Source organism: Micromonospora sp. LOL_023, assembly GCF_048060115.1.
Lineage (GTDB): Bacteria > Actinomycetota > Actinomycetes > Mycobacteriales > Micromonosporaceae > Micromonospora_E.
Map to the genome: position 1 here is coordinate 66,738 of NZ_JBHMIM010000006.1, position 23,093 is coordinate 89,830.

The 23,093-nt window shown below is 71.1% G+C and carries 23 protein-coding genes; 11 read left to right on the forward strand and 12 right to left on the reverse strand.

The window, feature by feature from the left end; all coding sequences use genetic code 11:
* The first annotated feature begins 118 nt into the window (after positions 1-118).
* The 4 genes from ACFHVL_RS05110 (at position 119) to ACFHVL_RS05125 (ending at position 3,312) form a co-directional block, all read left to right on the forward strand.
* Entirely contained in the window at positions 119-1,399 is a 1,281-nt protein-coding gene (locus ACFHVL_RS05110; protein WP_416625903.1) for a helix-turn-helix domain-containing protein, read from the forward strand.
* A gap of 277 nt (positions 1,400-1,676) precedes the next feature.
* Positions 1,677-1,847, forward strand: coding sequence for a hypothetical protein (locus ACFHVL_RS05115; protein WP_416625904.1), 171 nt, complete (start codon positions 1,677-1,679; stop codon positions 1,845-1,847).
* Entirely contained in the window at positions 1,844-2,119 is a 276-nt protein-coding gene (locus tag ACFHVL_RS05120; RefSeq protein ID WP_416625905.1) for a flavin reductase, read from the forward strand. The genes ACFHVL_RS05115 and ACFHVL_RS05120 overlap by 4 nt, the downstream gene beginning before the upstream one ends.
* A complete protein-coding gene (locus ACFHVL_RS05125) occupies positions 2,116-3,312 on the forward strand; it encodes a helix-turn-helix domain-containing protein (protein ID WP_416625906.1) in 1,197 nt (398 codons plus the stop codon). Before ACFHVL_RS05120 ends, ACFHVL_RS05125 begins: the two co-directional genes overlap by 4 nt.
* A gap of 32 nt (positions 3,313-3,344) precedes the next feature.
* Here ACFHVL_RS05125 and ACFHVL_RS05130 read toward each other — a convergent pair whose 3' ends face one another.
* The 3 genes from ACFHVL_RS05130 to ACFHVL_RS05140 all read right to left on the reverse strand — a co-directional run bounded on the left by ACFHVL_RS05130 (position 3,345) and on the right by ACFHVL_RS05140 (position 5,539).
* The gene (locus ACFHVL_RS05130; protein WP_416625907.1) at positions 3,345-3,863 is read right to left on the reverse strand and encodes a hypothetical protein; all 519 of its coding nucleotides are present in this window, start codon (positions 3,861-3,863) and stop codon (positions 3,345-3,347) included.
* Between the two features lie 121 nt (positions 3,864-3,984).
* On the reverse strand, positions 3,985-5,010 hold the full coding sequence (fbaA, locus tag ACFHVL_RS05135) for a class II fructose-bisphosphate aldolase (protein WP_416625908.1): 1,026 nt from the start codon (positions 5,008-5,010) through the stop codon (positions 3,985-3,987).
* Between the two features lie 145 nt (positions 5,011-5,155).
* A complete protein-coding gene (locus ACFHVL_RS05140; protein WP_416625909.1) occupies positions 5,156-5,539 on the reverse strand; it encodes a phage holin family protein in 384 nt (127 codons plus the stop codon).
* A 154-nt stretch (positions 5,540-5,693) separates the two neighbouring features.
* Here ACFHVL_RS05140 and ACFHVL_RS05145 point away from each other — a divergent pair, with 154 nt between their 5' ends.
* The 4 genes from ACFHVL_RS05145 to ACFHVL_RS05160 are packed head-to-tail and all read left to right on the forward strand — an operon-like array spanning position 5,694 to position 11,019.
* Positions 5,694-5,906, forward strand: coding sequence for a hypothetical protein (locus ACFHVL_RS05145; protein ID WP_416625910.1), 213 nt, complete (start codon positions 5,694-5,696; stop codon positions 5,904-5,906).
* Between the two features lie 55 nt (positions 5,907-5,961).
* Positions 5,962-7,446 (forward strand): 3' terminal RNA ribose 2'-O-methyltransferase Hen1, encoded by a 1,485-nt coding sequence (locus ACFHVL_RS05150; RefSeq protein WP_416625911.1) that lies wholly within the window; start codon positions 5,962-5,964, stop codon positions 7,444-7,446.
* Positions 7,443-10,055: a polynucleotide kinase-phosphatase gene (locus ACFHVL_RS05155; RefSeq protein ID WP_416625912.1), complete on the forward strand. Its 2,613-nt coding sequence runs from the start codon at positions 7,443-7,445 to the stop codon at positions 10,053-10,055. The genes ACFHVL_RS05150 and ACFHVL_RS05155 overlap by 4 nt, the downstream gene beginning before the upstream one ends.
* Positions 10,056-10,080: 25 nt before the next feature.
* The gene (locus ACFHVL_RS05160; RefSeq protein ID WP_416625913.1) at positions 10,081-11,019 is read left to right on the forward strand and encodes a DUF368 domain-containing protein; all 939 of its coding nucleotides are present in this window, start codon (positions 10,081-10,083) and stop codon (positions 11,017-11,019) included.
* 48 nt (positions 11,020-11,067) lie between these two features.
* Here the strand turns inward: ACFHVL_RS05160 and ACFHVL_RS05165 are convergent, their stop codons facing one another.
* The 7 genes from ACFHVL_RS05165 to ACFHVL_RS05195 form a co-directional block, all read right to left on the reverse strand.
* Complete coding sequence (locus ACFHVL_RS05165; protein WP_416625914.1) at positions 11,068-11,850, reverse strand: class II aldolase/adducin family protein; 783 nt, start codon at positions 11,848-11,850, stop codon at positions 11,068-11,070.
* 78 nt (positions 11,851-11,928) lie between these two features.
* Positions 11,929-12,306, reverse strand: a complete 378-nt coding sequence (locus ACFHVL_RS05170) for a metalloregulator ArsR/SmtB family transcription factor (RefSeq protein WP_326550550.1) — start codon at positions 12,304-12,306, stop codon at positions 11,929-11,931.
* Between the two features lie 58 nt (positions 12,307-12,364).
* Positions 12,365-12,904, reverse strand: coding sequence for an orotate phosphoribosyltransferase (gene pyrE / locus ACFHVL_RS05175; protein ID WP_416625915.1), 540 nt, complete (start codon positions 12,902-12,904; stop codon positions 12,365-12,367).
* Between the two features lie 155 nt (positions 12,905-13,059).
* A complete protein-coding gene (locus ACFHVL_RS05180) occupies positions 13,060-13,836 on the reverse strand; it encodes an SDR family NAD(P)-dependent oxidoreductase (protein WP_416625976.1) in 777 nt (258 codons plus the stop codon).
* A 51-nt stretch (positions 13,837-13,887) separates the two neighbouring features.
* A complete protein-coding gene (locus ACFHVL_RS05185; protein WP_416625916.1) occupies positions 13,888-14,760 on the reverse strand; it encodes a hypothetical protein in 873 nt (290 codons plus the stop codon).
* A gap of 77 nt (positions 14,761-14,837) precedes the next feature.
* Positions 14,838-17,429: an ATP-dependent chaperone ClpB gene (clpB, locus tag ACFHVL_RS05190; protein ID WP_416625917.1), complete on the reverse strand. Its 2,592-nt coding sequence runs from the start codon at positions 17,427-17,429 to the stop codon at positions 14,838-14,840.
* A gap of 143 nt (positions 17,430-17,572) precedes the next feature.
* The gene (locus ACFHVL_RS05195) at positions 17,573-18,724 is read right to left on the reverse strand and encodes a hypothetical protein (RefSeq protein ID WP_416625918.1); all 1,152 of its coding nucleotides are present in this window, start codon (positions 18,722-18,724) and stop codon (positions 17,573-17,575) included.
* A gap of 94 nt (positions 18,725-18,818) precedes the next feature.
* Between ACFHVL_RS05195 and ACFHVL_RS05200 the strand changes: the two genes are divergently transcribed.
* The 3 genes from ACFHVL_RS05200 to ACFHVL_RS05210 all read left to right on the forward strand — a co-directional run bounded on the left by ACFHVL_RS05200 (position 18,819) and on the right by ACFHVL_RS05210 (position 21,128).
* On the forward strand, positions 18,819-19,319 hold the full coding sequence (locus tag ACFHVL_RS05200) for a cation:proton antiporter regulatory subunit (protein ID WP_326550555.1): 501 nt from the start codon (positions 18,819-18,821) through the stop codon (positions 19,317-19,319).
* 7 nt (positions 19,320-19,326) lie between these two features.
* Positions 19,327-20,520 carry a cation:proton antiporter gene (locus tag ACFHVL_RS05205; protein ID WP_416625919.1) on the forward strand — a complete coding sequence of 398 codons (1,194 nt, stop codon included), beginning with the start codon at positions 19,327-19,329 and terminating at the stop codon, positions 20,518-20,520.
* Positions 20,521-20,696: 176 nt separating this feature from the next.
* On the forward strand, positions 20,697-21,128 hold the full coding sequence (locus ACFHVL_RS05210) for a hypothetical protein (protein WP_416625920.1): 432 nt from the start codon (positions 20,697-20,699) through the stop codon (positions 21,126-21,128).
* Positions 21,129-21,212: 84 nt separating this feature from the next.
* On the opposite strand, the gene ACFHVL_RS05215 is transcribed toward ACFHVL_RS05210, so the two are convergent.
* Together ACFHVL_RS05215 and dnaJ are read right to left on the reverse strand one after the other, a co-directional pair.
* A complete protein-coding gene (locus ACFHVL_RS05215) occupies positions 21,213-21,680 on the reverse strand; it encodes a heat shock protein transcriptional repressor HspR (RefSeq protein ID WP_416625921.1) in 468 nt (155 codons plus the stop codon).
* Positions 21,681-21,686: 6 nt separating this feature from the next.
* Positions 21,687-22,922, reverse strand: coding sequence for a molecular chaperone DnaJ (gene dnaJ, locus ACFHVL_RS05220; RefSeq protein WP_416625922.1), 1,236 nt, complete (start codon positions 22,920-22,922; stop codon positions 21,687-21,689).
* Positions 22,923-23,093: the final 171 nt, after the last annotated feature.

Genomic DNA, 23,093 nt, shown 5'->3' on the forward strand with positions numbered 1-23,093 from the left:
CCTGTCAGATGCCGACCACCCGGACACGGCGAAGGGGTCGGCGTGCGGGCCGACCCCTGGCCAGGATCGTAGCAGCCACGTCGGTCGCGGCGTACCGTCGCCAGTAGAGCGCCGACCCGTGCGGGGGCGGCCAACAACCCTCGTGCGGGAGGGCACAACCATGGCAACCATTGGCGAACGCGTCAGCAAACTCCGCCGGGAGCAGCAACTCACCCAGGAGCAACTAGCCGACCGCGCTGGGCTCAGCGTCGGCGCGATACGGAAGATCGAGCGCGAGAGGCACAACGCACGCCTGGACACGCTGCGGCGGATCGCGAAAGTCCTCGGAGTGGCAACCACATCGCTCATTGGCGACGCGCCGGACGCCGTCGCGCACGCCACACCCGGACACCGAGCCCTGCCACTGCTGGCCCTCCGGCAGGCGCTGACGCCAGTGGTCGGCTACGACGGGCGGGTCCTCAGCGCGGTGGCCGACCAGCCGACCCTGACAATCGGCAGTGTCCGTGCACATCTGGTCGAAGCCAACACTGCGTACCACGCGAACGACTTCGGCGTGGTCGTAGGTCAGCTTCCGGTGCTCATCGCAGAAGCCCGGACCCTAGTGTCGAACAGCAGTGGCGACGACCAGAGCGACGCGCAGCGGATCGCCAGCGGCGCCTACCAACTCGCCGCGCGGCTGCTCCTGCAGATCCGGGCGCACGACCTCGCGCACACCGCCGCTATCGCTGCACGCGAGGCGGCAGCGGAGTCGGGCCACATGCCGACCATTGCGGCCGCCGTCAGTCCCATGTGCTGGCTGCTGATGAGGCAGGCTCGCCTCAGCGAGTCGGCGGAACTGGCCGCGGTCACCGCCGACGGTGTCGAGCCGCCGAGGATCAGTCAGGCCACGTCGGTTGAATTGGCGTCGTGGGGGTGGCTGTGGGTGCGGGCGGCTGCAGCAGCGGCCCGGGATGGCCGCGACCAGGACGCCCACGGCATGCTGGACTTGGCTGCGACCGCTGCGACGAGGATGACCCAGGTCAGCCAGCCATCCGGGCAAACTCAGTACGCGCTTGGGTGGCTGGCGCCATCCAAGGTGCAGATGATGCGTGCCGAGGTGGCAGCTATCACCGGAGACCCAGCGCAGGTGCTGCGGTACGCGGGCACGGTCGGCGACACAGCCGGTGTCCTCGCGAGCTGCAAGCAGCGGCACCAGCTTGATGTGGCGTGGGCGCACGCTGCGCGACGGCAGTGGCCTGAGGCGACCGAGGTACTGACGCGCCTGAGCTGCACTGCTCCGGGCTGGATGCGGCACCAGCGGTACGCGAAAGACGTGATCCGCACCGTCCGGGACGAACGTCGCCGGGCTGCGACCCAGGACCTCGCCAACCTGATCACGCTGGTCGGACTCGACGGGTAACCCATAGCGGGGTACAACCGCCAGGCATCGTGCGTTGTACCCCGCCCAGCATCTTCACTCTCAGTGATCAACTGGGCACGATCTACCCAAGGCGCAGTCAGCACGGTCCCGCGACGGAGCGGGGGGCCGGGCCGCGTAGCGCCTGCGGCCCGGCCCTGCACTCCCGCATCGTCGCGACGCGGGAGCACCGCAAGGCCAGGGCCCCAGATCGGCGGCGGCCCGGGGTCGACGTGGAGAGCCACCCCGGGTCGCCGCCCCTCCACCGAGGAGCGCCCAGATGATCGGCAAATGGTTTCTGCGGCCCGGCGGGGTCGACGTCGTCTATCCGGCACCCGGCCGCCGCCGGTACGCAGACCAGCCTGCCCGACCGGCCGACACCCGGCCACCGGTCCGAGCAGACCGCACCGACCGGCGCGGCGGAAACGCGGGCCGGCATTTCCTGCCATGACCGGCCGCCAAGGCCGCGCCTGCGGCGGCGAGCCAGTCCACGAACCGGCACGGCCCACCTGGTCGTGCACCGTCTGCTCCGACGGCACGCCCTGGCCCTGCTCGCCAGCGCGAACCCAGCTCGCCGAGGCCTACGCCGGCGAACCCATCGCCCTGTCGGTCGACATCGCCGAGCTGCTGTCGGTAGCCGCCGAGGAAGCCGGCATCACCGACCCCGCCGACTTGTACGAACGGTTCGTGGCCTGGACCTGGATCGAGGGCGGGCACCGGTGAGTGCGGCAGTCGGACGGCGGGTCGCCCAATGGCGGGTTCGCCGACGGATGACCCAACAGGTATTCGCCGACCGGATCGGCCGATCGAAAAGCTGGGTCGAGAAGATCGAACGCGGCGCCCGGTCCTTGGACCGGTTCTCGCTGATCTGCACGGTGGCCGAGGTGCTCCGGATCGACCCGGCCGAACTCCTCGACGCCAACCTGCAGTCGACGCCGGCCGGCGTGCCGGCCGGCGTCGACGCGGTCCGCGCTGCCCTGGCCAGCTACCATGCCTTCGCCGCCGCTGGCAGCCGCAGCAAGGTGCCGAACCCGGCCGACGTCGCCCAGCGGGTGGAGCACGCCTGGGCCACCTACCGCCATGGTGACCATCCCCGGCTACTGCGGATGCTGCCTGAACTGCTCGGCGCCGTACAGCACCTGCACGCGACCGGACCAGCCGCTGGCGCGGAGTTGCAGGCACTCGCGTACCAGGTCACGGCGCAGGCGCTGGTCAAGGTCGACGAGCCAGACCTTGCCTGGCTCGCCGCAGACCGGGCACTCGCCACCGCCGGCGACGATCCGCTCCTCGCCACAGCAGCGGCCATCCCGCTCGGACAAGCCCTACGCGGCCTGGGTCAGAGCCGACTCGCGATGGCAGCGACGATCGCCGCCGCGCACCGACTCACCGCGTCCGCGAACGGCATCGCGGACATCGAGCACAAGCCGCTGTACGGCACACTGCTGCTGCAAGCGGCCGTTGCCGCTGCCGGCTGCGGCGACACCACCGCCGTCACCGACCTGATCGGGCAGGCCGCTGCAGTGGCCGGGCAGGTTGAGGACGGCCAGGACCACCGGCAGGCGACGTTCGGCCCCGCCGCCGTCGACTGCGCCCGCGTGTCGGCGGCCGTCACCCTTGGCGACGCGTCCGACGCCGCCCGCCGACACCCCGCAATCATCCGCCGCAACGGGTGGCTACGACTACCCGCCGAGCACCGGGCCGCCTACCTGGTCGACGCCGCACGCGCGTTTCTCCACATCGGCGACCTGGTCGCTGCGGGCCGGACCCTCGTCGACGCCGACCGCCTCGCACCGGCCGAGATCAGATGCAGACCCACCACCCGCAGCGTCATCGCCGAGATTGCCCGCAGCGGACCGGGATCCGCCGGCGTCGGCCGGCTGGCAGCAGCACTTGGCCTGACAGTGAGTGTCGGGTGACCAGAGCGTGCTCACCGGCGACCTCGCGGACGTCAGGCGACCCGGCGGCGGCGCCAGGCGACGATCGGCAACTCGACGTCGGGCTCGGCCGACAGGCCGTTCTCATCCAGGGCGTTGAGCACGGCCAGCCGGGCGTCGTCGAAGAGGAACTCGACCGCGTGCAGCACGTGCGGGCGCCAGTGGGACGGCATGATCCGCTCGATGACGTTGACCGCCCGCAATTGACGGCCGCGGGCCGGCAACGGTGCCGGATGCCGGTCGCTGCGCCAGTCCAGGCGCAGTCCCGCCAGGTCCGGCGGCATCGACATGTCGACCTGGTTCCAGGTGATCGCGCACTCGTCGAACCTTCGGTGCGTCACCTCGACGTTGACGTCGCCGAAGCCCAGGATCACCGGGCCGTTGGCGTACCAGGTGTCCAGGTCGAGATCCCACATCAACCAGGTGTCGATCAGCGGCCGGCCGATCAGCCGGGTGGACCGGGCCCGATGGGCAGCGGCCAGCGTGGCAGCGTCGTGATACCACCGTGGCTCATACCCATCGATGCCGAGCACGACCACCTCCACAGCGGACCTGCTGGATCGGGTGATCCTACCGGCCCGCCCCGACCAGCGACGACGCGGCGGCCGGCCCGAAGATGCCGGGCCGGCCGCCGCGCTGCGAAGCTTGGAAGCGTTACTTGGCCAGCGTGGTGCCGGTGGACCGCAGGTGCTCGCAGGCCTCGACGACCCGCTGCGCCAGGCCGGCCTCGGCCGCCTTGCCCCAGGACCGGGGGTCGTACGCCTTCTTGTCGCCGACCTCGCCGTCGATCTTCAGCACGCCGTCGTACTTGCTGAACATGTGGCTGACCACCGGGCGGGTGAAGGCGTACTGGGTGTCGGTGTCGATGTTCATCTTGACCACGCCGTAGTCCAGCGCGGCCCGGATCTCCTCCAGCAGCGAGCCGGAGCCGCCGTGGAACACCAGGCTGAGTGGCTTGTCCTTGCCGTACTTGGCGCCGACCGCGTCCTGGATCTCCTTGAGGATCTCCGGACGCAGCTTGACGTTGCCCGGCTTGTAGACGCCGTGCACGTTGCCGAAGGTCAGCGCCGCGATGTAGCGGCCCTTCTCGCCGAGGCCGAGCGTCTCGACCATGGCCAGGCCGTCCTCGACGGTGGTGTACAGCTTCTCGTCGATCGCGCCGACGACGCCGTCCTCCTCACCGCCGACCACGCCGACCTCGATCTCCAGCACCACCTTGGCTGCGGCGGCTTCGGCGAGCAGCTCGCTGGCGATCTCCAGGTTCTCCTTCAGTGGCACCGCCGAACCGTCCCACATGTGCGACTGGAACAGCGGAGCACCGCCGGCGGCGACGCGCTCCTTGGAGGCGGCCAGCAGCGGGCGGACGAACCCGTCGAGCTTGTTCTTCGGGCAGTGGTCGGTGTGCAGCGCGATGTTGACGTCGTACTTCTTGGCGACCTCGTGGGCGAAGGCGGCGAACGCCAGCGACCCGGTGACCATGTCCTTGACGGTGGGGCCGGACAGGTACTCGGCGCCACCGGTGGAGACCTGGATGATGCCGTCGCTCTCCGCGTCGGCGAAGCCCCGCAGCGCGGCGTTGAGGGTCTGCGAGGACGTGACATTGATGGCGGGGTACGCGAACGCGCCGGCCTTGGCGCGGTCAAGCATCTCGGCGTAGACCTCGGGAGAGGCGATGGGCATTTCGAACGCTCCTTTGAACCGATTCGGCCGCCGGACGGGCCGGTTGTCATGCTCGTCTTTTCTGCGCTGGACCGCGCTGTCCTCAGCTGGCAGTATCCCGCAGCGGCGTTGCCGCGACGACATCGGCCCTGTCCGGTCGAACCGGTCAGCGCTTGTCGTACTTGTCCGGGATGACCAGGCTGATCAGCCAGCTGACGACGGCCAGCACGATCGCCCCCCAGAAGGCGGGCCAGAATCCGTCGATGCTGAACGGAAGGTCCAGCTGCTGGGCCAGCCAGTCGGTCAGCAGGAACAGCAGCGCGTTGACGACCAGGGCGAACAGTCCGAGGGTCAGCAGGTAGAAGACGCAGCCGACCACCTTGATGACCGGTTTGAGCACCGCGTTGACCAGACCGAAGATCAACGCTACGACGACGATCGTCAGTACGTTGTTGGTCGCCGTGTCACCGGCGACGTCGATCCCGGGCACGATCAGCGTGGTGATCCAGAGTGCGACTGCGGTGACCGCGAGTCTGATCACGAATCCCATACGGCCATCCTGCCACCTGAGGTAAACCACCAACCCACAGAAGCGGGCATTCGGCTTATTCTGGACAGCAGTCTGCGGAGTGCCCGATCAGCCCGTAGCGTGGATCAGGCAGCGGGCAGACCGTGGCAGCGACCGCCCAACCGACGGAGACGACATGACGTACCCGGACGAGGACCTCGCCCCGGCCGACCACCTCGCCCCCGACGAACGCGACATCGAGGCACCAACGGACGACACCTTCGAGCAGTCCGTCGCGGCCAACCCGGTCGACCAGGAGCCGGAGATCCACCGCGGTCTGGAGGTCGACGACTGGGACGCGGTCGAACAGTCCCGGATCGTCGACCTCGACGACGACGGCTACCGCTGACACTCAGCAGATAACCGCTGTCGGCGGGTAGCCGACGGCTGGCACGATCATGCCCGTGCTGCTGACCGTGACGACCACCCACCAGCCCGCCACCGACCTCGGCTACCTGCTGGTCAAGCATCCCGACCGGATGCAGTCGTTCGACGTGCCCACCGGCACCGCGCACGTGTTCTACCCGGAGGCGACCGAGCAGCGCTGCACCGCCGCGCTGCTGCTCGACGTCGACCCCGGCCGGCTCGCCGCCGCGCGGGGCCGCCATCCTGGTCGGCGTACCGCCGCCATGCCGGAAAGTTTCACCCTCGGCCGGTACGTCAACGACCGACCGTACGCCGCGTCCAGCCTGCTCGCCGCCGCACTCGCCAAGGTCTTCCGGTCGGCGCTGCGCGGCGAGAGCCGCGACCGGCCGGAGCTGCCCGGCACCGCCCTGCCGCTGACCATCCGGGTCCCGGTGCTGCGCTGCCGGGGCGGTGCGGCGCTCGCCGAACGCCTCTTCACCCCGCTCGGCTGGGCGGTGACCGCCCACCCGATCCCGCTCGACGAACGCTTCCCGCAGTGGGGCGACAGCCGCTACGTCGACCTCACCCTCACCGGCACGTCGCGGGTCGCCGACGCGCTCAACCACCTGTACGTACTGCTGCCGGTCCTCGATGACGCCAAGCACTACTGGATCGCCCCGGACGAGCTCGACAAGCTGCTGCGCGCCGGGGAAGGCTGGCTGGTCGGCCACCCGGAGCGTCGACTGATCACCCGGCGCTACCTGGCCCACCGCCGGGTGCTGGCGCAGCGCGCCGAGGACAAGCTCGCCGAGACACGGGCCGCCGAGCTACGGCTGTCCGACGCGGCGGTCGAACCCGACAGCGTCGACGCCGAGAACATCGAGCCGGGCGGCGACCAGCTAGTCAAGCCTCGCCCGCTGGCGGCGACCCGGCGGGCCGCCGTACTCGCCGCGCTCACCGGGGCCGGTGCCCGCCGGGTGCTCGACCTCGGCTGCGGCGGCGGCGCGCTGCTCACCGAACTGCTCGCCCAGCCGCAGTTCACCGAGATCGTCGGCACCGACGTGTCGGCGCGGGCACTGGAGCTCGCCGCCCGGCGACTGCGGCTGGACCGGCTGCCGGCCCGCCAGCAGCAGCGGATCCGGCTCTGGCAGTCGGCGTTGACCTACCGCGACGACCGGCTGCGCGGCTACGACGCCGCCGTGCTGATGGAGGTCGTCGAACACCTCGACCCGCCCCGGCTGCCGGCGTTGGCCGAGTCCGTCTTCGGGCACGCCCGCCCCGACACCGTCCTGGTGACCACCCCCAACGTGGAGTACAACGTGCGCTACGACGGCATGCCGGCCGGCGCCCTGCGCCATCCGGACCACCGCTTCGAATGGACCCGCGCCCAGTTCGCCGACTGGGCCGGCTCCGTCGCCGCCGCGTACGGCTACCGGGTCGTGTACCAGCCGGTGGGTGAGGTGGATCCGCAGCTCGGACCACCGACCCAGCTGGCCGTCTTCAGCCGCGACGGCGTGACCGGTGCGGCAGGCGGTGCCCGATGACCGCGCTGGAGATTCCCGAGCTGGCGTTGGTGGCACTGGTCGGCGTCTCCGGATCGGGCAAGTCGACCTTCGCCCGTCGGCACTTCGCCGCCACCCAGGTGCTCTCCTCGGACACCTTCCGGGGGTTGGTCGCCGACGACGAGAACGACCAGTCTGCGTCCGCCGACGCCTTCGACGCGCTGCACTACGTCGCCGGCAAGCGGCTGCGGGCCGGCCGGCTGACCGTGGTCGACGCCACCAACCTGCAGGAACACGCCCGGGCCGGGCTGGTGGCGCTGGCCCGCGAGCACGACGTGCTGCCGGTGGCGTTGGTGCTGGACGTGCCGGAGCAGATCTGCTGGGAGCGGACCCAGGGCCGGGCCGACCGTAGCTTCGGCCGGCACGTGGTGGTCCGGATGCAGCGCGACCTGCGCCGCTCGGTCGGCCGGCTGGCCAGGGAGGGTTTCCGCAAGGTGCACGTGCTGCGCGGCGTCGACGAGATCGACACCGCGCAGGTGCGGTTCAGCAAGCTGTTCAACGACCGCCGCGAGTTGACCGGCCCGTTCGACATCATCGGTGACGTGCACGGCTGCCGCGCCGAGCTGGAGCAGCTGCTCACCACCCTGGGCTGGGCGATCGACCGCGACGACACCGGTCGACCGGTCGGCGCCCGCCATCCGCAGGGGCGTACCGCGGTCTTCGTCGGTGACCTGGTGGACCGCGGCCCGGACTCCCCCGGGGTGCTCCGCCTGGTGATGGGGATGGTGCGGGCCGGCACCGCGCTCTGCGTCGCCGGCAACCACGAGCAGAAGCTGCTGCGCAAGCTGCGTGGGCGCAAGGTGACGGTCTCGCACGGGCTGGCCGAGACCCTGGAGCAGTTGGCCGCCGAGCCCGCCGAGTTCACCGACGAGGCCGCCGGGTTCATCGACGGCCTGATCAGCCACTACCGGCTGGACGGGGGCGCGCTGGTGGTGGCGCACGCCGGGCTCAAGGCCGAGTATCACGGCCGGGCCTCCGGGCGGGTGCGCAGCTTCGCCCTGTACGGGGAGACCACCGGCGAGACCGACGAGTACGGCCTGCCGGTGCGCTACCCGTGGGCCCGCGACTACCGGGGTGCGGCCACCGTGGTCTACGGACACACCCCGACGCCGCGCCCGGAGTGGGTCAACAACACGATCTGTGTCGACACCGGCTGCGTCTTCGGCGGCGAGCTGACCGCGCTGCGGTACCCGTCGCGGGAACTCGTCTCGGTGCCGGCCGCCCACGAGTACTACGCGCCGGTGAAGCCGCTGCTGGCGCCGCCCGGCGACGGCACCGGCCCGCGCGGGTCGGACCGGCCCAGCGACGGGCTCGACCTCGGTGACGTCACCGGCCGGCGGCACCTCGACTACGGCTACGGCACCGCGACGATCGCCGCCGAGAACGCGGCCGCCGCGTTGGAGGTGATGAGCCGCTTCGCGGTCGATCCCCGCTGGCTGGTCTGGCTGCCGCCGACGATGGCGCCCTGCTCGACGTCGACGCAGGAGGGATTCCTGGAGCATCCGGTGGAGGCGTTCGCCGACTACCGGGCCGCCGGCGTGGATCGGGTGGTCTGCCAGGAGAAGCACATGGGTTCCCGGGCGGTGGTGCTGGTGTGCCGCGATCCGGCCGGGGATCCCCGGTTCGGGCCCGGCGGCGGGGTGATCCACACCCGCACCGGCCGGCCGTTCTTCACCGCCGACGGGCAGACCGAGGCACTCCTGGCCCGGGTCCGGGCGGCGGCCGACGCCGCCGGGTTGTGGCAGCGGTTGGCCACCGACACCGGCCCGGCCAGCTGGCTGCTGCTCGACTGCGAGCTGCTGCCCTGGTCGGCGAAGGCACTCGGGCTGATCCGCGACCAGTACGCCAGCGTCGCCGCCGCCGGCCGCGCCGCGCTGCCCGCCGCGTTGGACGCTCTCGACGCGGCGGCGGCCCGTGAGCTGCCGGTCGGGCAGTTGCGGGACCGGTTGGCCCGCCGGTCCGCCGACGTCGACCGGTACGCCGACGCCTACCGGGCGTACGTCGGGGACGCCGAGTCGGTGACGCTGGCGCCGTTCGCGGTGCTGGCCAGCGACGGCCGCTCGTACGCCGACCGGGACCACGGCTGGCACCTGGACTGCGTCGACCTGCTGGTGGCCGCCGATCCGCAGGTGTTCACCCCGACCCGACGGGTGGTGGTCGATCTGGCCGACGAGACCGCGGTGGCGGCGGCCACCCGGTGGTGGCTGCAGCTGACCGACGCCGGCGGCGAAGGCATGGTGGTCAAGCCGTACGCCGGACCGGCCGCCCGGGGCACCGCGGCTCCCGGCGGTCCCGCTGCCGGCAGCCTTGCCGCGCGGGGCGGCGCGGGGCGGCTGCTGCAGCCCGGCGTCAAGTGCCGCGGCCGGGAGTACCTGCGGATCATCTACGGTCCGGAGTACACCGAGCCGGAGCAGTTGGCCGCGTTGCGGCGCCGCTCGTTGGGGCGCAAGCGGGCGATGGCGCTGCGTGAGCACGGTCTCGGTCTGGCGGCGCTGGACCTGCTGGCCGCCGATGCTCCGCTGTGGCGTCGCCACGAGCTGGTGTTCGCGGTGCTCGCCTGCGAGTCCGAGCCGGTCGACCCGCGACTGTGAACGTTGGCCCGGTATGGTTCTGCGAATGTCGGTAGGCGAACGGATCGGCCACGTCCTGCGTGGCGCGGCGATCGGGGTGGCAGAGGCGATCCCAGGTGTCAGCGGTGGGACGATCGCGCTGGTCACCGGCGTGTACGAACGGCTCATCGCCTCCGCCGGTCACCTGATCAGCGCGGTCCGGTACGCGGTCGGTGACGTGCCGCGCGGGCAGGGCTGGACCCGCAGCGGGGAGCAGTTCCGCCAGGTCCACTGGGGAGTCATCATCCCGCTGGCACTCGGCATGCTGCCCGGGCTGCTGCTCGCCGCCGCGCTGCTGGAGCCGATGCTGGAGGAGTACCCGGAGCAGACGCGAGGGCTGTTCTTCGGCCTGGTGCTGGCCTCGGTGCTGGTACCGATCTCGATGATCGGCAAGCCGTGGCGCGGTCGGGACGTCTTCGCGGTCGTCGCCGCCACGATCGCGGCGTTCGTGCTGACCGGTCTGCCGTCGGCGTCGATCGACCCGAACCCGCTGATCGTGCTGCTCGCCGCCTCGGTCGCGGTCTGTGCGTTGGTGCTGCCCGGAGTGTCCGGGTCGTTCCTGCTGCTGACGGTCGGCCTGTACGAGCCGACCATCGAGGCGGTCAACAATCGGGACTTCGGCTACCTAGGGGTCTTCGCCGCCGGCATGCTCATCGGGTTGACGCTGTTCGTGAAGCTGCTGCAGTACCTGCTGGAACACCATCGGCGGGTCACCCTGGCGGTGATGACCGGGGTGATCGTCGGCAGCCTGCGGGCGCTGTGGCCGTGGCAGACCGACGACCGGGGGCTGCTCGCGCCCGGCGGCAACGCCCTGTCGGTGCTGCTGCTCCTGCTGCTGGGCGTCGCGGTGGTCGCCGTGATGGTGGTCATCGAGCAGCGTCGGCTGCGCCGGGCCGCCCTGGATGTCACGCAGGAGGAGTCACCGGAGCTGCGCACCCACCACTGATCCTCGGCTGGCCGCACCGTCGGAGCGCCGCTCGGCACCCGGTCGGCCTCAGACGGTGCCGTGGTCCGGGTCGGGCAGTTGATCGAGGTAGTCGGCCGGCAGCGGGGTCAACTCGTCGAGCCGACCGGCGGCCAGCGCCCGGTAGGTCAGCCGGGCTGCCTCTTCCAGGTTGACCGCGCGCTTGTGCGCCAGCTCGACCGTGCCGGCCAACACCGAGCAGCCGTGCCGGGACAGAATCAGGCAGTTGGTGCCGACGGCGGCCGCGTCGGCGACCGACTGGGCCAGCCGCTGACCGCCGGGCGGCGCGAACGGCACGGTGACGACGCGCCGCAGGTAGAAGGCGTGATCCGTGCTCACCAACCGGATCGGTACGCCGAGCGCGTCCAGCAGCAGCATGCTCTGCGGATGCAGGTGAACGACGGCGGACACGTCCGGCCGGGCACGGTAGACCGCCAGGTGCAGCGCCAACTCACTGGTCGGCGGCAGCGGCCGATCAGCCTGTTGGCGGTGCGGCGGGCCCGCCTGCTGGCCGTACGGCGCAGCGTCCGACGCGGTACCGGCCAACCCGAGGTCGGGTGGCCCGGCACCGGCCGGCTCGGGATCGGGTGACGGACCGCCGGGCAGCGGGCAGCCGTCCGCGATCCGCACCCGGACGAACGACGCACGGTCGAGCCGGTCGAGCCAGGTGCCGGAGCCGGTCACCCAGCAGTCGTCACCATCGGGCAGCCGGGCGGACAGGTTACCGCCGGAGCCCACGACGAGACCGGCGCGCACGACGTCGCGCCCGAGGTAGGCAAGCTGGTCCCGCAGGTCGCCAGCAACGTAGGTCACCGGTGTCCCTTCGAGGCCTTGGGCACCTTGCCTGGCAGCTCCCGCCTCCGCGAGTTGACCAGGCAAGGTGCCGTCAGGTCAGCGAGCCTTCTTGGTGGCCCGCTTACGCGGCGGGGTCAGCAGATCCGCGATCGTGGCGATCGCGGACGGCACCAGCCGGTAGTAAGCCCACACGCCACGCTTCTCCCGTTCCAGCAAGCCGGCTTCGGTGAGGATACGCAGATGGTGGCTCACGGTCGGCTGGGAGAGCCCGAGCGGAGCGGTGAGGTCGCAGACGCAGGCCTCGCCTTCCGGTGCCGACTGGATCAGGCTGAGCAGCCTGAGTCGGGCCGGGTCGGCGAGCGCCTTGAGGACTCCTGCGAGTCGCTCAGCGTCTGCTCGTTCGATCGGCTCGCCGTTGAGCGGCGAGATTTGAGGCATGGTCATTTCAGCCAACGCAGTTCCCACGAAACCCATCCTTCCACCAAACAGCATCGATCCGCCTGCATATCAGCAGATCCGAATCGGCAAACTTTTAGGCCAGAAGGCCGAGGTCAGCCAACGTATAGGCGGCCTGGTAGGCCAGTCCGGCTGCCCGAACCGCGTCACCGGCCCCTCGATCGACGATCACCGCCACGCCGACCACCTCTGCTCCCGCCTCTTGTAGCGCCTCGACCGCAGTCAGTACACTGCCCCCGGTCGTCGAGGTGTCCTCCACCGCGAGTACGCGGCGCCCGACCACATCCGGCCCTTCGATCCGTCGCTGGAGTCCGTGCGTCTTCTCGGCCTTACGCACCACGAAGGCATCCAGTTGACGCTGCCGTTGTGCAGCAGCATGCAACATGGACAACGCCACCGGGTCCGCTCCCAACGTCAGGCCACCGACCGCGTCGTACTCCCAGTCCGCGGTGAGATCGAGCAGCACCCGGCCCACCAACGGAGCGGCGGCATGGTGCAGCGTCACGCGCCGCAGATCGACGTACCAATCAGCTTCGCGACCTGAGGACAGCACTACCTTGCCGTGTACCACGGCCAGGTCAGTGATGAATTTACGCAGGTCGTCATGGTCCCCCATGCCGCAAAGCGTACTGCGCGTCACTGAGTCTCCCGCCGCCGGCCCGGCAACTCGCCGATAACTGCCATCCACGTCGCTAGCTGCTCATACACCACAAAACCGCAGGTGGCGGCAGTGGCCGCCGAATCCCAGCCCACGCTGGTACGCTCGCCGGCTCACTGACCGCCGCGGGGCCGGCCGACTGCTCGACGCAGCAGCCCATGCGGAGCGTGACGCACCACAGTGGCGAGAACCTTGTACCGCCAGTCCGGCACGCTCACCGCCTTGCCCCGCCGCAGGTCCGCCAGCCCGTCGGAGACCACGTCCTCGGCCTGCAGCCATAGCCAACCCGGCGATCCGTCGGTACGAATCCCGGCCCGTTCGTGGAACTCGGTACGGACGTAGCCGGGGCACAGCGCCATCACCCGTACGCCGCGATGGCGGACCGACTGGTCCACCGACTCGCTGAAGTTCGTCACCCACGCCTTGCTCGCCGAATAGGTCGAACCGGCTGCTACCGGACCAAAGCCGGCAACAGACGAGACGTTAATCACTCTTCCCTGCCGGCGTTGCACCATGCCGGGCAGCACCGCGTGGGTCAGCCGGAGTACCGCCTCCACGTTGAGCCGCAGCAGACGCAACTCGTCCGCCTCGTCGGTCCGCAGAAACTGCTGCCTCAAGCCGATGCCGGCATTGTTGACCAGCAGATCGACCGGTGAATCGGCGGCGCGCAGCCGGGACGCCACCACGCCGACCCCGCTCTCGGTGGCCAGGTCGGCGTCGAGCGCCTCGGCCCTGGTGCCGTGCCGCTCAGCCAACTCACCCGCGAGCTCGACCAGCCGCTCGCGATCCCTGGCGACCAGCACCAACTGGTACCCGTCGGCGGCCAACCGGCGGGCGAACGCCGCACCGAGGCCGGCGGTGGCACCGGTGACCAGGGCGGTCTGGACCATGGACGACGGTGCCACCACGACGTGACCTCCAACGAAGGGAAGGACTGCCCGTCAGCTGCCCGAAGGAGGCGGGTTGCCGGACGGGTTGCCGGACGGGTTGCCGGACGGGTTGCCGGACGGGTTGCCGGACGGGTTGCCGGACGGGTTCTCCGGCGGGTTTCCGGCGGCCGGCGGCCCCCCTGGACCAGGCGGCGTGCCGGGTGCCGGCAGCGTACCGGGAGCCGGCGGATAACCCGGCGCAGGCGGATAGCCCGGCGCGGGCGGATAGCCCGGTGCCGACGGGGTGCCCGGGTAGGCGGCACCGGGCATCGGCGGCCCCCCGTAGCCGCCACCCGGCACCGGCGGCTCCCACGCGACGGGCTGCTTGCGGAAGAACTCGTTCGACGGCGGCAGGGCCAGCAGGATCAGCGCCGCCAGCAGCGCCAGCAGGCCGACCACGCTGATCAGCGTGCTGACCGGCTCGTACCAGCCGGGCAGCGCCGCAGCCACGTCGCGCTCGATCTGCTCCAGATCGGGTTGGTTCGGGTCGGTGCTGGTCGCGGTGGGCAGCGCGCTGCCGGCCGCACCGAGCAGCAGGCCACCGCTGGAGCAGCAGAGGAAGAGCCCGCCGAGCACCCAGGTCACGATCCGGGCCGGATTCTTACCCCGGTTGTTCAGCAGCGCCAGCACCACCAGCCCGGCGGCGACCAGCAACCCGAAGACCGCCGCACCGATCAGGCTGACCACGATGAAGGCACCGGTGCCTTCCATGTCCGTGCCGGCGAGCGCGTCGGTGTAGACCTGTTCGGTCGTGCCGATCGTGGGCAACATGACGATCAACCCGATCACCTGTAATGCGGCGATCAGGTACAGCAGGTAACTCGAAATGGTGACGGTGCTCGGCCGCGCCTTGACCGGCGGCGCGGCCGGATACGGATCCGACACGGCACTCCTTTCCTGGAGATTCTTCGGAAGATCACCGTATCGGTACCCCGCCAGCGGCACGGCGCGAACGACGCCGGTCAGCCGGCCCGCACCGCCAGCGCGTCCTTGTCGTCGGAGAGCTCCACCCGCACCGTGTCACCGTCGCGGATATCCCCGGCGAGCAGCCCCTTGGCCAGCTGGTCACCGATCGCCGACTGGACCAGCCGGCGCAGCGGCCGGGCCCCGTAGATCGGGTCGTAGCCGTGCTCGGCCAGCCAGGTCCGGGCGGCGTCGTCGACCTCCAGGCTCAACCGCCGGTCGGCCAGTCGTCGACGCATCCGGTCCAGCTGAATGTCCACGATCGAGCGCAGCTCCTCGCCGCTGAGCATCGCGAAGACCACGATGTCGTCGAGCCGGTTGAGGAACTCCGGCTTGAAATGCGACCGGACCACGGCCAGCACCGCGTCGCGGCGCTGCTCGTCGGTCAACGTCGGGTCGCTGATCAGCGACGAGCCGAGGTTGGAGGTGAGGATCAGGATAGCGTTGCGGAAGTCGACCGTACGGCCCTGTCCGTCGGTGAGCCGGCCGTCGTCTAGCACCTGCAGCAGCACGTCGAAGACGTCCGGGTGGGCCTTCTCGACCTCGTCGAGCAGGATCACCGAGTACGGCCGGCGGCGCACCGCCTCGGTCAGCTGCCCGCCCTCCTCGTAGCCGACGTAGCCGGGCGGGGCACCGACCAGCCGGGCGACCGAGTGCTTCTCGGCGTACTCGCTCATGTCGATGCGGACCATGGCCCGCTCGTCGTCGAAGAGGAACTCGGCCAACGCCTTGCCCAGCTCGGTCTTGCCGACCCCGGTCGGGCCGAGGAAGAGGAAGCTGCCGGTCGGTCGGTCCGGGTCGGCGACGCCGGCCCGGGCGCGGCGGACCGCGTCGGAGACCGCACCCACCGCCTGGGCCTGGCCGACCACCCTGGCCCCCAGCGACGACTCCATCCGCAGCAGCTTGGCGGTCTCGCCCTCCATCAGCCGGCCGGCCGGGATGCCGGTCCAGGCGGCGACCACGGCGGCGATGTCGTCCGCGCCGATCTCCTCCTTGAGCATCGCGCCGTCGGCCTGCAACGCGGCCAGCTCGGTCTCGGCGCGGGCCAGCTCACCCTGCAGCTGCGGAATCCGGCCGTAGCGCAGCTCGGCGGCCCGCTCCAGCTCGCCGTCACGCTCGGCCCGCTCGGCCTCGCCGCCGAGGCGTTCCAGCTCCTCGCGGGCCGTGGAGATCCGGGTGATGTGCCCCTTCTCCAACTGCCAGCGCTCGCTCAACGCGGTCAGCTGCTCGCGCTTGTCGGCCAGCTCGCGGCGCAACCGCTCCAGGCGCTGCGCCGAGCCGGGATCCGGCTCCTTGGCCAGCGCCATCTCCTCGATCTCCAGGCGACGGACGGCGCGTTCGATCTCGTCGACCTCGACCGGCCGCGAGTCGATCTCCATCCGCAGCCGGGACGCCGACTCGTCGACCAGGTCGATCGCCTTGTCCGGCAGGAACCGGTCGGTGATGTAGCGGTCGGACAGGCCGGCGGCGGCGACCAGCGCGGCGTCGGTGATCCGTACGCCGTGGTGCACCTCGTAGCGTTCCTTGAGCCCGCGCAGGATGCCGATGGTGTCCTCGACGGTCGGCTCGCCGACCAGCACCGGCTGGAAGCGGCGCTCCAGCGCCGGGTCCTTCTCGATGTGCTCGCGGTACTCGTCGAGGGTGGTGGCGCCGACCATCCGCAGCTCGCCCCGGGCCAGCATCGGCTTGAGCATGTTGCCGGCGTCCATCGAGCCCTCGCCCTTGCCGGCACCGACGACGGTGTGCAGCTCGTCGAGGAAGGTGATCACCTGGCCGTCGGAGCCCTTGATCTCCTCCAGCACCGACTTGAGGCGCTCCTCGAACTGCCCCCGGAACTGCGCGCCGGCGACCATGGCACCGAGGTCGAGCGAGACCAGCCGCTTGTCACGCAGCGACTCGGGGATGTCACCGGCGACGATCCGCTGGGCGAGGCCTTCGACGATCGCGGTCTTGCCGACGCCGGGTTCGCCGATCAGCACCGGGTTGTTCTTGGTACGCCGGGACAGCACCTGGATCACCCGGCGGATCTCGGCGTCCCGGCCGATCACCGGGTCGATCTTGCCGTCGCGGGCGCTGGTGGTCAGGTCGACGCCGTACTTCTCCAGCGCCTGGTAGGTCTGCTCCGGGTCGGCGGTGGTGACCCGACGGTCCCCGCCGCGCACCGACGGGAACGCGGCGACCAGGTTCTCCTCGGTGGCGCCGGCCGACTTCAGCAGCCCGGCGACGGCACCGCCGACCCGGGCCAGCCCGGCCAGCAGATGCTCGGTGGAGGTGTACTCGTCGCCGAGCGGGCGGGCGATCTGCTCGGCCGCGCCGATCGCGTTGGCGAACTCGCGGGACAGGCTCGGCTCGGCGACGCTGGACCCACGGGCAGCGGGCAGGTTCTCGACGGTGCGGATGGCGGTGCGGCGGATCTCGGCCGGGTTGGCGCCGACGGCCCGCAGCAGGCCGGCGGCGGTGGATCCGCCGGTGTCCAGCAGCGCGAGCAGCAGATGCCACGGCTCGACCGTGGCGTGCCCACGCTGGTTCGCGACGGCGACCGCCGCGGTGATGACTTCGCGACTCTTGGTGGTCAGTCGTTCGGCGTTCATCTGCTCCCCTGTACGGCAGGTTGGTCCACTGATGAGGACTCCACCAGACTTGAGTCTATTCCACTCAACTCCAATCGACGAGCCGACCAGCCGAGCCGATCAGCCGAGCCGACCGGCGGACCGCGCCCGCGCCAGGGCTGTCGTCAGGAGGGCGCCCAGGACACCTGCACCCACCCGGCAGCCGACAGCTGGGCCGGACCGAGCATGACCCCGCCTTCGGACCGGCTCGCCAACACCGTTCCGTCCCGCAACCGGGTGAGGGACGCACCGCGCGCCGGCCAGTCGATCGGCTCGTAGCGACCGTCCGAGCCGATCGCGCCGACACCGTCGCGGGTGGTGACCAGCAACCGGCTGTCGTCGCTCGGCAGCACGGACACCACGTTCGCCGGTGGACTGACGACCGGCAGCTGCTCCAGCTGCGTCCCGTTGACCCGCCAGACGAGCGGAAACTCGCCCGGCACCCGCTCGGCGATCAGCCAGCGCTCGCCCGACGGGGCGACCCGCACCACCACCCGCCGGATCTCCTCCGGCTCGGCGATGGTGATCGCGTCGGTCTGCCACTGCCAACCTGTCTCGGCCACCCCGCGATCGTCGAGCCTGGCCATCAGCACGCCGTACCCGACGTGCAGTCGGCCGTCACGTAGCCCGGCGACGGTCAGCTTGCCGCCGAGGTGCCCGACGGTCTGCACCACCGGGATCGCCGGCTGCTGGGCCAACGGTGTTCTGCCGTGCTCGGTCACCTCGACGACCTGCGCCTCGGGCTCGGGCTGGCAGCACACCTGGTACGGCCCGTCCACGCTGGCGAACTCCGGCGGCATCCACCCTTCCGGGCTGGTCGACCGGGTGAAGCTCGCGCCACCGTCGAGCGACCGGTACCAGTCGGTGCCGGCGGACAGCACCAGGCTGCCGTAGCCGACCTGCATCGAGTGCTCCGCCACGTACGGCGCCGGATGATCCCGCCGCTGCCAGGACTCGCCGCCGTCGAACGTGACAAACAGCAGCGGTGGGCAAGGGACCGGATCGCCGGCGGGCGACCGGGTGCACCCGGCGAACAAGGCGTACCCGTGGTCGGCGTTGTCGAACGCGATGTGCGGGGCGTCGTAGTAGGCCGGCACCGGGACCCGCATCGGGCGGACCTCGACGTCGCCGGGCGCGTCGGTCGGCACCGCCGCCTCGACCGACGGGACCGTGCGCTCCGGCGGGGTACGCCGCACCTCGCCGATCGAACAACCGGCGAGGACCAGCACCGCCGGCAGGCCGACTGCCGCCGCGGGACTACCCACCCTGGGTCGCATCCGCCGCCTCCCGTCAAGTGCACATCGTCGTGACTGCCAGTCTGGCGGGGATGCGCCAGAACCGTTGTCCCGACGGCGGCGTAGCGTGGGCGGTGTGCGAGCACGTGTGGAGCAGGTCGACCTACCCGGCATCGGGGTACGTCACGATCTGCTCACTGAATCGGGTCGACGGATCGGCGTGGTGAGCCACCGGTCCGGGCGACGGGACCTCGTTCTCTACGACGAGGACGACCCGGACGCCAGCGACGCCGACATTCCGCTGACCGATGCCGAGGCGGAGGCGCTCGCCGACATCCTCGGCGCGTCGCTGATGCTCAGCCAACTCGCCGGGCTGCGCGACCAGGCAGCCGGGCTACTCACCGAGCAGGTGGCCATCTCGGCCGGTTCCCCGTTCGTCGGGCGGACCCTCGGCGACACCAAGGCGCGGACCCGCACCGGTGCCTCGATCGTCGCGGTGCTGCGCGACCGCGAGGTGCTGGCCTCGCCCGGCCCGGCGTTCCGGTTCACCGCCGGCGACGTCGTGGTCGTGGTCGGCACCCGGGCCGGCCTGGACGGGGTCGGCGGCATCCTGGCCAACGACGAACCCACCGGCTGAACCGGCGATGCACGACAGCGCGCTGCTACTAATCGAACTCGGCGCTCTGCTACTGCTCCTCGGCCTGCTCAGCCGGCTGTCCCGGCGTTACGGACTATCACCCATCCCGCTCTACCTGCTGGCTGGTCTGTTCTTCGGGCACGGCGGGCTGCTCCCGCTGCACGACATCCAGGACTTCTTCGCCGTCGGCGCGGAGATCGGCGTGGTGCTGCTGCTGGTCATGCTCGGGCTGGAGTACTCGGCCGACGAACTGGTCGGCAACCTGCGGCGTGCCGCTCCCGCCGGCCTGATCGACGCGCTGCTCAACGCGCTGCCCGGTGCGGCGTTCGCGCTGCTGCTCGGCTGGGGACCGGTCGCGGCGCTGGTGCTGGGGGGAATCACCTGGGTCTCCTCCTCCGGGGTGATCGCCAAGCTGCTGGGTGACCTCGGCCGGCTGGGCAACCGGGAGACGCCGGTCATCCTGTCGATCCTGGTGGTCGAGGATCTGGCGATGGCGTTCTACCTGCCGGTGCTCAGCGCGGTGCTGATCGGCGCGGGGCTGGCCGCCGGCAGCGTCGCGGTCGCGGTCGCGGTGACCACGGTCACCGTCGTGCTGCTGATCGCGGTCCGGTTCGGCCATCGGATCTCCGCCCTGCTGTCGGTACGCGACCCGGAGGCGTTGCTGCTCGGCGTACTCGGGTTGACGTTGCTGGTCGCCGGTCTCGCCGCCGAGTTGCAGGTCTCCGCCGCGGTCGGTGCCTTCCTGGTCGGCATCGCCCTGTCCGGGCCGGTGGCGCACAGCGCCACCGAGCTGTTGACACCGTTGCGGGACGTGTTCGCCGCCGTCTTCTTCGTCTTCTTCGGGCTGGTCACCGACCCTCGGGACATTCCGCCGGTGCTGTTGCCGGCGCTGGCGCTGGCCGTGACGACCATGGCCACCAAGGTGCTCACCGGCTATCTGGCCGCCCGGCGGGCCGGCATCGCCGCTCCCGGTCGGTGGCGGGCCGGGCTGGCGTTGATGCCGCGCGGTGAGTTCTCTGTCGTGATCGCCGGGCTGGCGGTGGCCAGCTCCGCCGTCGAGCCGGCGCTCGCTCCGCTGGCGACCGCGTACGTGTTGATCACAGTGGTGACCGGGCCGGTGCTGGCGAGGATTCCGGACACCCAGTGGTTCAAGCGGCGGGTGCGACGCCGCCAACCCGTGACGCCGCCGGTCACCACCTAGGCGATGAACCCAGGCGAATCGCGGCCCAGCGGCGATCAACCCGTAGCGTCCTCATGAATGGCACGCAGGAGGACTTCCCCGATCACCCTCCGGCACGCTACCGTGGCGCGGCAGTAGCTAGTGGTAAGGCCTGGGGCGGAGAACGCCCCGTTGGCCGCGAACGGGAGGATCCCCCGTTGAGCGTGCAAGAGTCGGCGTTCCGCGGCTTCGCCAATCCGGTGGACCCGTCGCCCGGCGAGCTGCGCATCTGGGCGTACCAACCAGATTCGGTTCCGCTGCAGTCGATGCCGCAGGACTGGGATCTGCTCGTCTCCGGCGACCGGTTGATCCCCACGCTGTTCGATCTCGCCATGGACCCCTCGTGTCCGGCCCGCCGGTTCGCGTTGCACTGTCTCTACATCTACGCGGCGGACGGGATCCGCACCAACTTCCGCGCGCACCCCAAGCGCCGGCTGCGCAAGCTGGTCGAGCAGGCCGAGCAGCACGGCGACGAGCTGATGCTCGCCTGGGCGCACAACACCCGCGTGCTGCTGGCCAAGCCGCAGCTGTTCGACTACCACGACTGGTGCGAGGGCGGCCTGGTCCGCAAGTCCCGCCGGTTGAGCTGACACAGCTCGGTCACCGTGCCCGGTGGCCACGGCGTCGGTAACTGCCGTGGCTCTGGGCCGTGACTGCGTCGGCCCGCCGTGGCGTCAGCCGGGTTGTCCCGGTGGCGTGCGGCCCGGCCGGTCGCTGCGGTTGGGCCGCCACACCACCAGCGCGGTCGAGGTCCGGCTGGTCGGCACCAGGTCGCGACGCGGGTACGGCCCGAGCGCCTCCAGCTCGGCGATGCGCTGGTACGCGGCGGCCAGCTCGGCCTGGAGTCCGTCGACCCGGCGTTGCAGCTCACCGGCGAACTGCTCCAGCCCGATGATCCGCTTGATGCCGGCCAGGTTGACCCCGTCGTCCTGGCTCAGTCGCTGCACCTCACGCAGCAGTACGACGTCCCGGATGCTGTACCGGCGACCGCCTCCGGTGGCCCGACCGGCCTGCACCAGGCCCAGCCGGTCGTACTGACGCAGTGTCTGCGGATGCATGCCGGCCATCCGCGCCGCCACCGAGATGATCAACACCTTGGCGTCGGAAGCGGCTTCGAAGGAGATCGTCAGCTCGTCGTCCACCGTCGCTCACCTCTTGTCCGTACCTTGTCGCGGCCCGGCCGACTGCTCCTCGTTGCGACGCAGTCGGGCGGTGAAGCGTTCCCGGTCGGCGGCGGGGGTGTTCGCCGCGAGGGTACGCAGCGCGGCCTGCGCCGACTCGTCAACGGTAGCCGGCACGACGACCTCGACGGTGACCAGGAGATCACCCGCGGTACCGTCCCGGCGGGAAACGCCCTTGCCCCGAGCCCGCAAGGTGCGCCCACTCGGAGTGCCGGGCTGCACCCTCAGGGTGACAGCGCCGTCCATCGTCGGTACCCGCAGGTCGGTGCCGAGCACCGCCTCGGCAATGGTGATCGGCACGGTCAACGTCAGGTCGTCGCCGGTGCGGCCGAACAGCTCGTCGCCGCGCACCTTGACCAGTACGAACAGGTCGCCGGCCGGACCACCCCGGTCACCCGGCTCGCCGCGGCCGGCCAGCCGGATCCGCTGCCCGTCGGCGACACCGGGCGGGAAGCGGACGTTCAACGTCCTGGTCTTCGTAACCCCACCGGTGCCGTGACACTCCGGGCATTTCTCGTCGACGATGGTGCCCACGCCCTGGCAGTCCTTACACGGCTCGGAGAAGCTGAACGACCCCTGGTTTCGGGTGGTCAGCCCGGCACCCGAGCAGGTGGGGCAGGTCCGCGGCACCGTACCCGGCTTGGCGCCGTTGCCCTGGCAGGTGTCGCAGACCCCGGGGGCCCGCAGGCTCAGTGGCAGGGTGGTGCCGCGAACGGCCGCGGCGAAGTCCAGCACCACCTCGGCCTCGACGTCACGCCCCCGGGCCGGGCCCCGGGCACGTGTCCCGCCCGGGCCGCCGGAGAAGATCGAGCTGAAGATGTCCGAGAATCCGGCACCACCGAACCGCCGGTCCCCAGCACTGGCACCCGCGCCACCGGCACCGCCCGCACCACCGAATCCGCCGAACAGGTCGGACGGGTCGAAACCGCCGCCCGGACCGCGCGCACCCCGGCGGAACGCGCCCGAACCGAACAGCGAGCGCATCTCGTCGTACTCCTTGCGCTTGCGGTCGTCGGCGAGCACGTTGTACGCCTCGGAAACCGCCTTGAACCGCTCCTCCGCGGCGTGGTTGCCGGGGTTGTGGTCGGGGTGCAACTCGCGGGCGAGCTTGCGGTACGCCTTCTTGATGTCGTCGGTGGGAGCCGCCTTGGGCACCCCCAGTACGGCGTAGAAGTCCTTCTCCAGCCAGTCCTTGGAACTCACGCTGTCCCTCTCCCGCACGTCGCCGAACCGCCGCCATCACCCCAACCACCGGCAACCGCCCCAACCATCGGCGATCGCCGTACCGCACGTCGCCGGGTGCGGCCGTCGGCCCGTGTCCCGCCGTCCGGCGGCGGGACACTCACGGTGTCCCGCCGCCGGAAACGGTGCCCG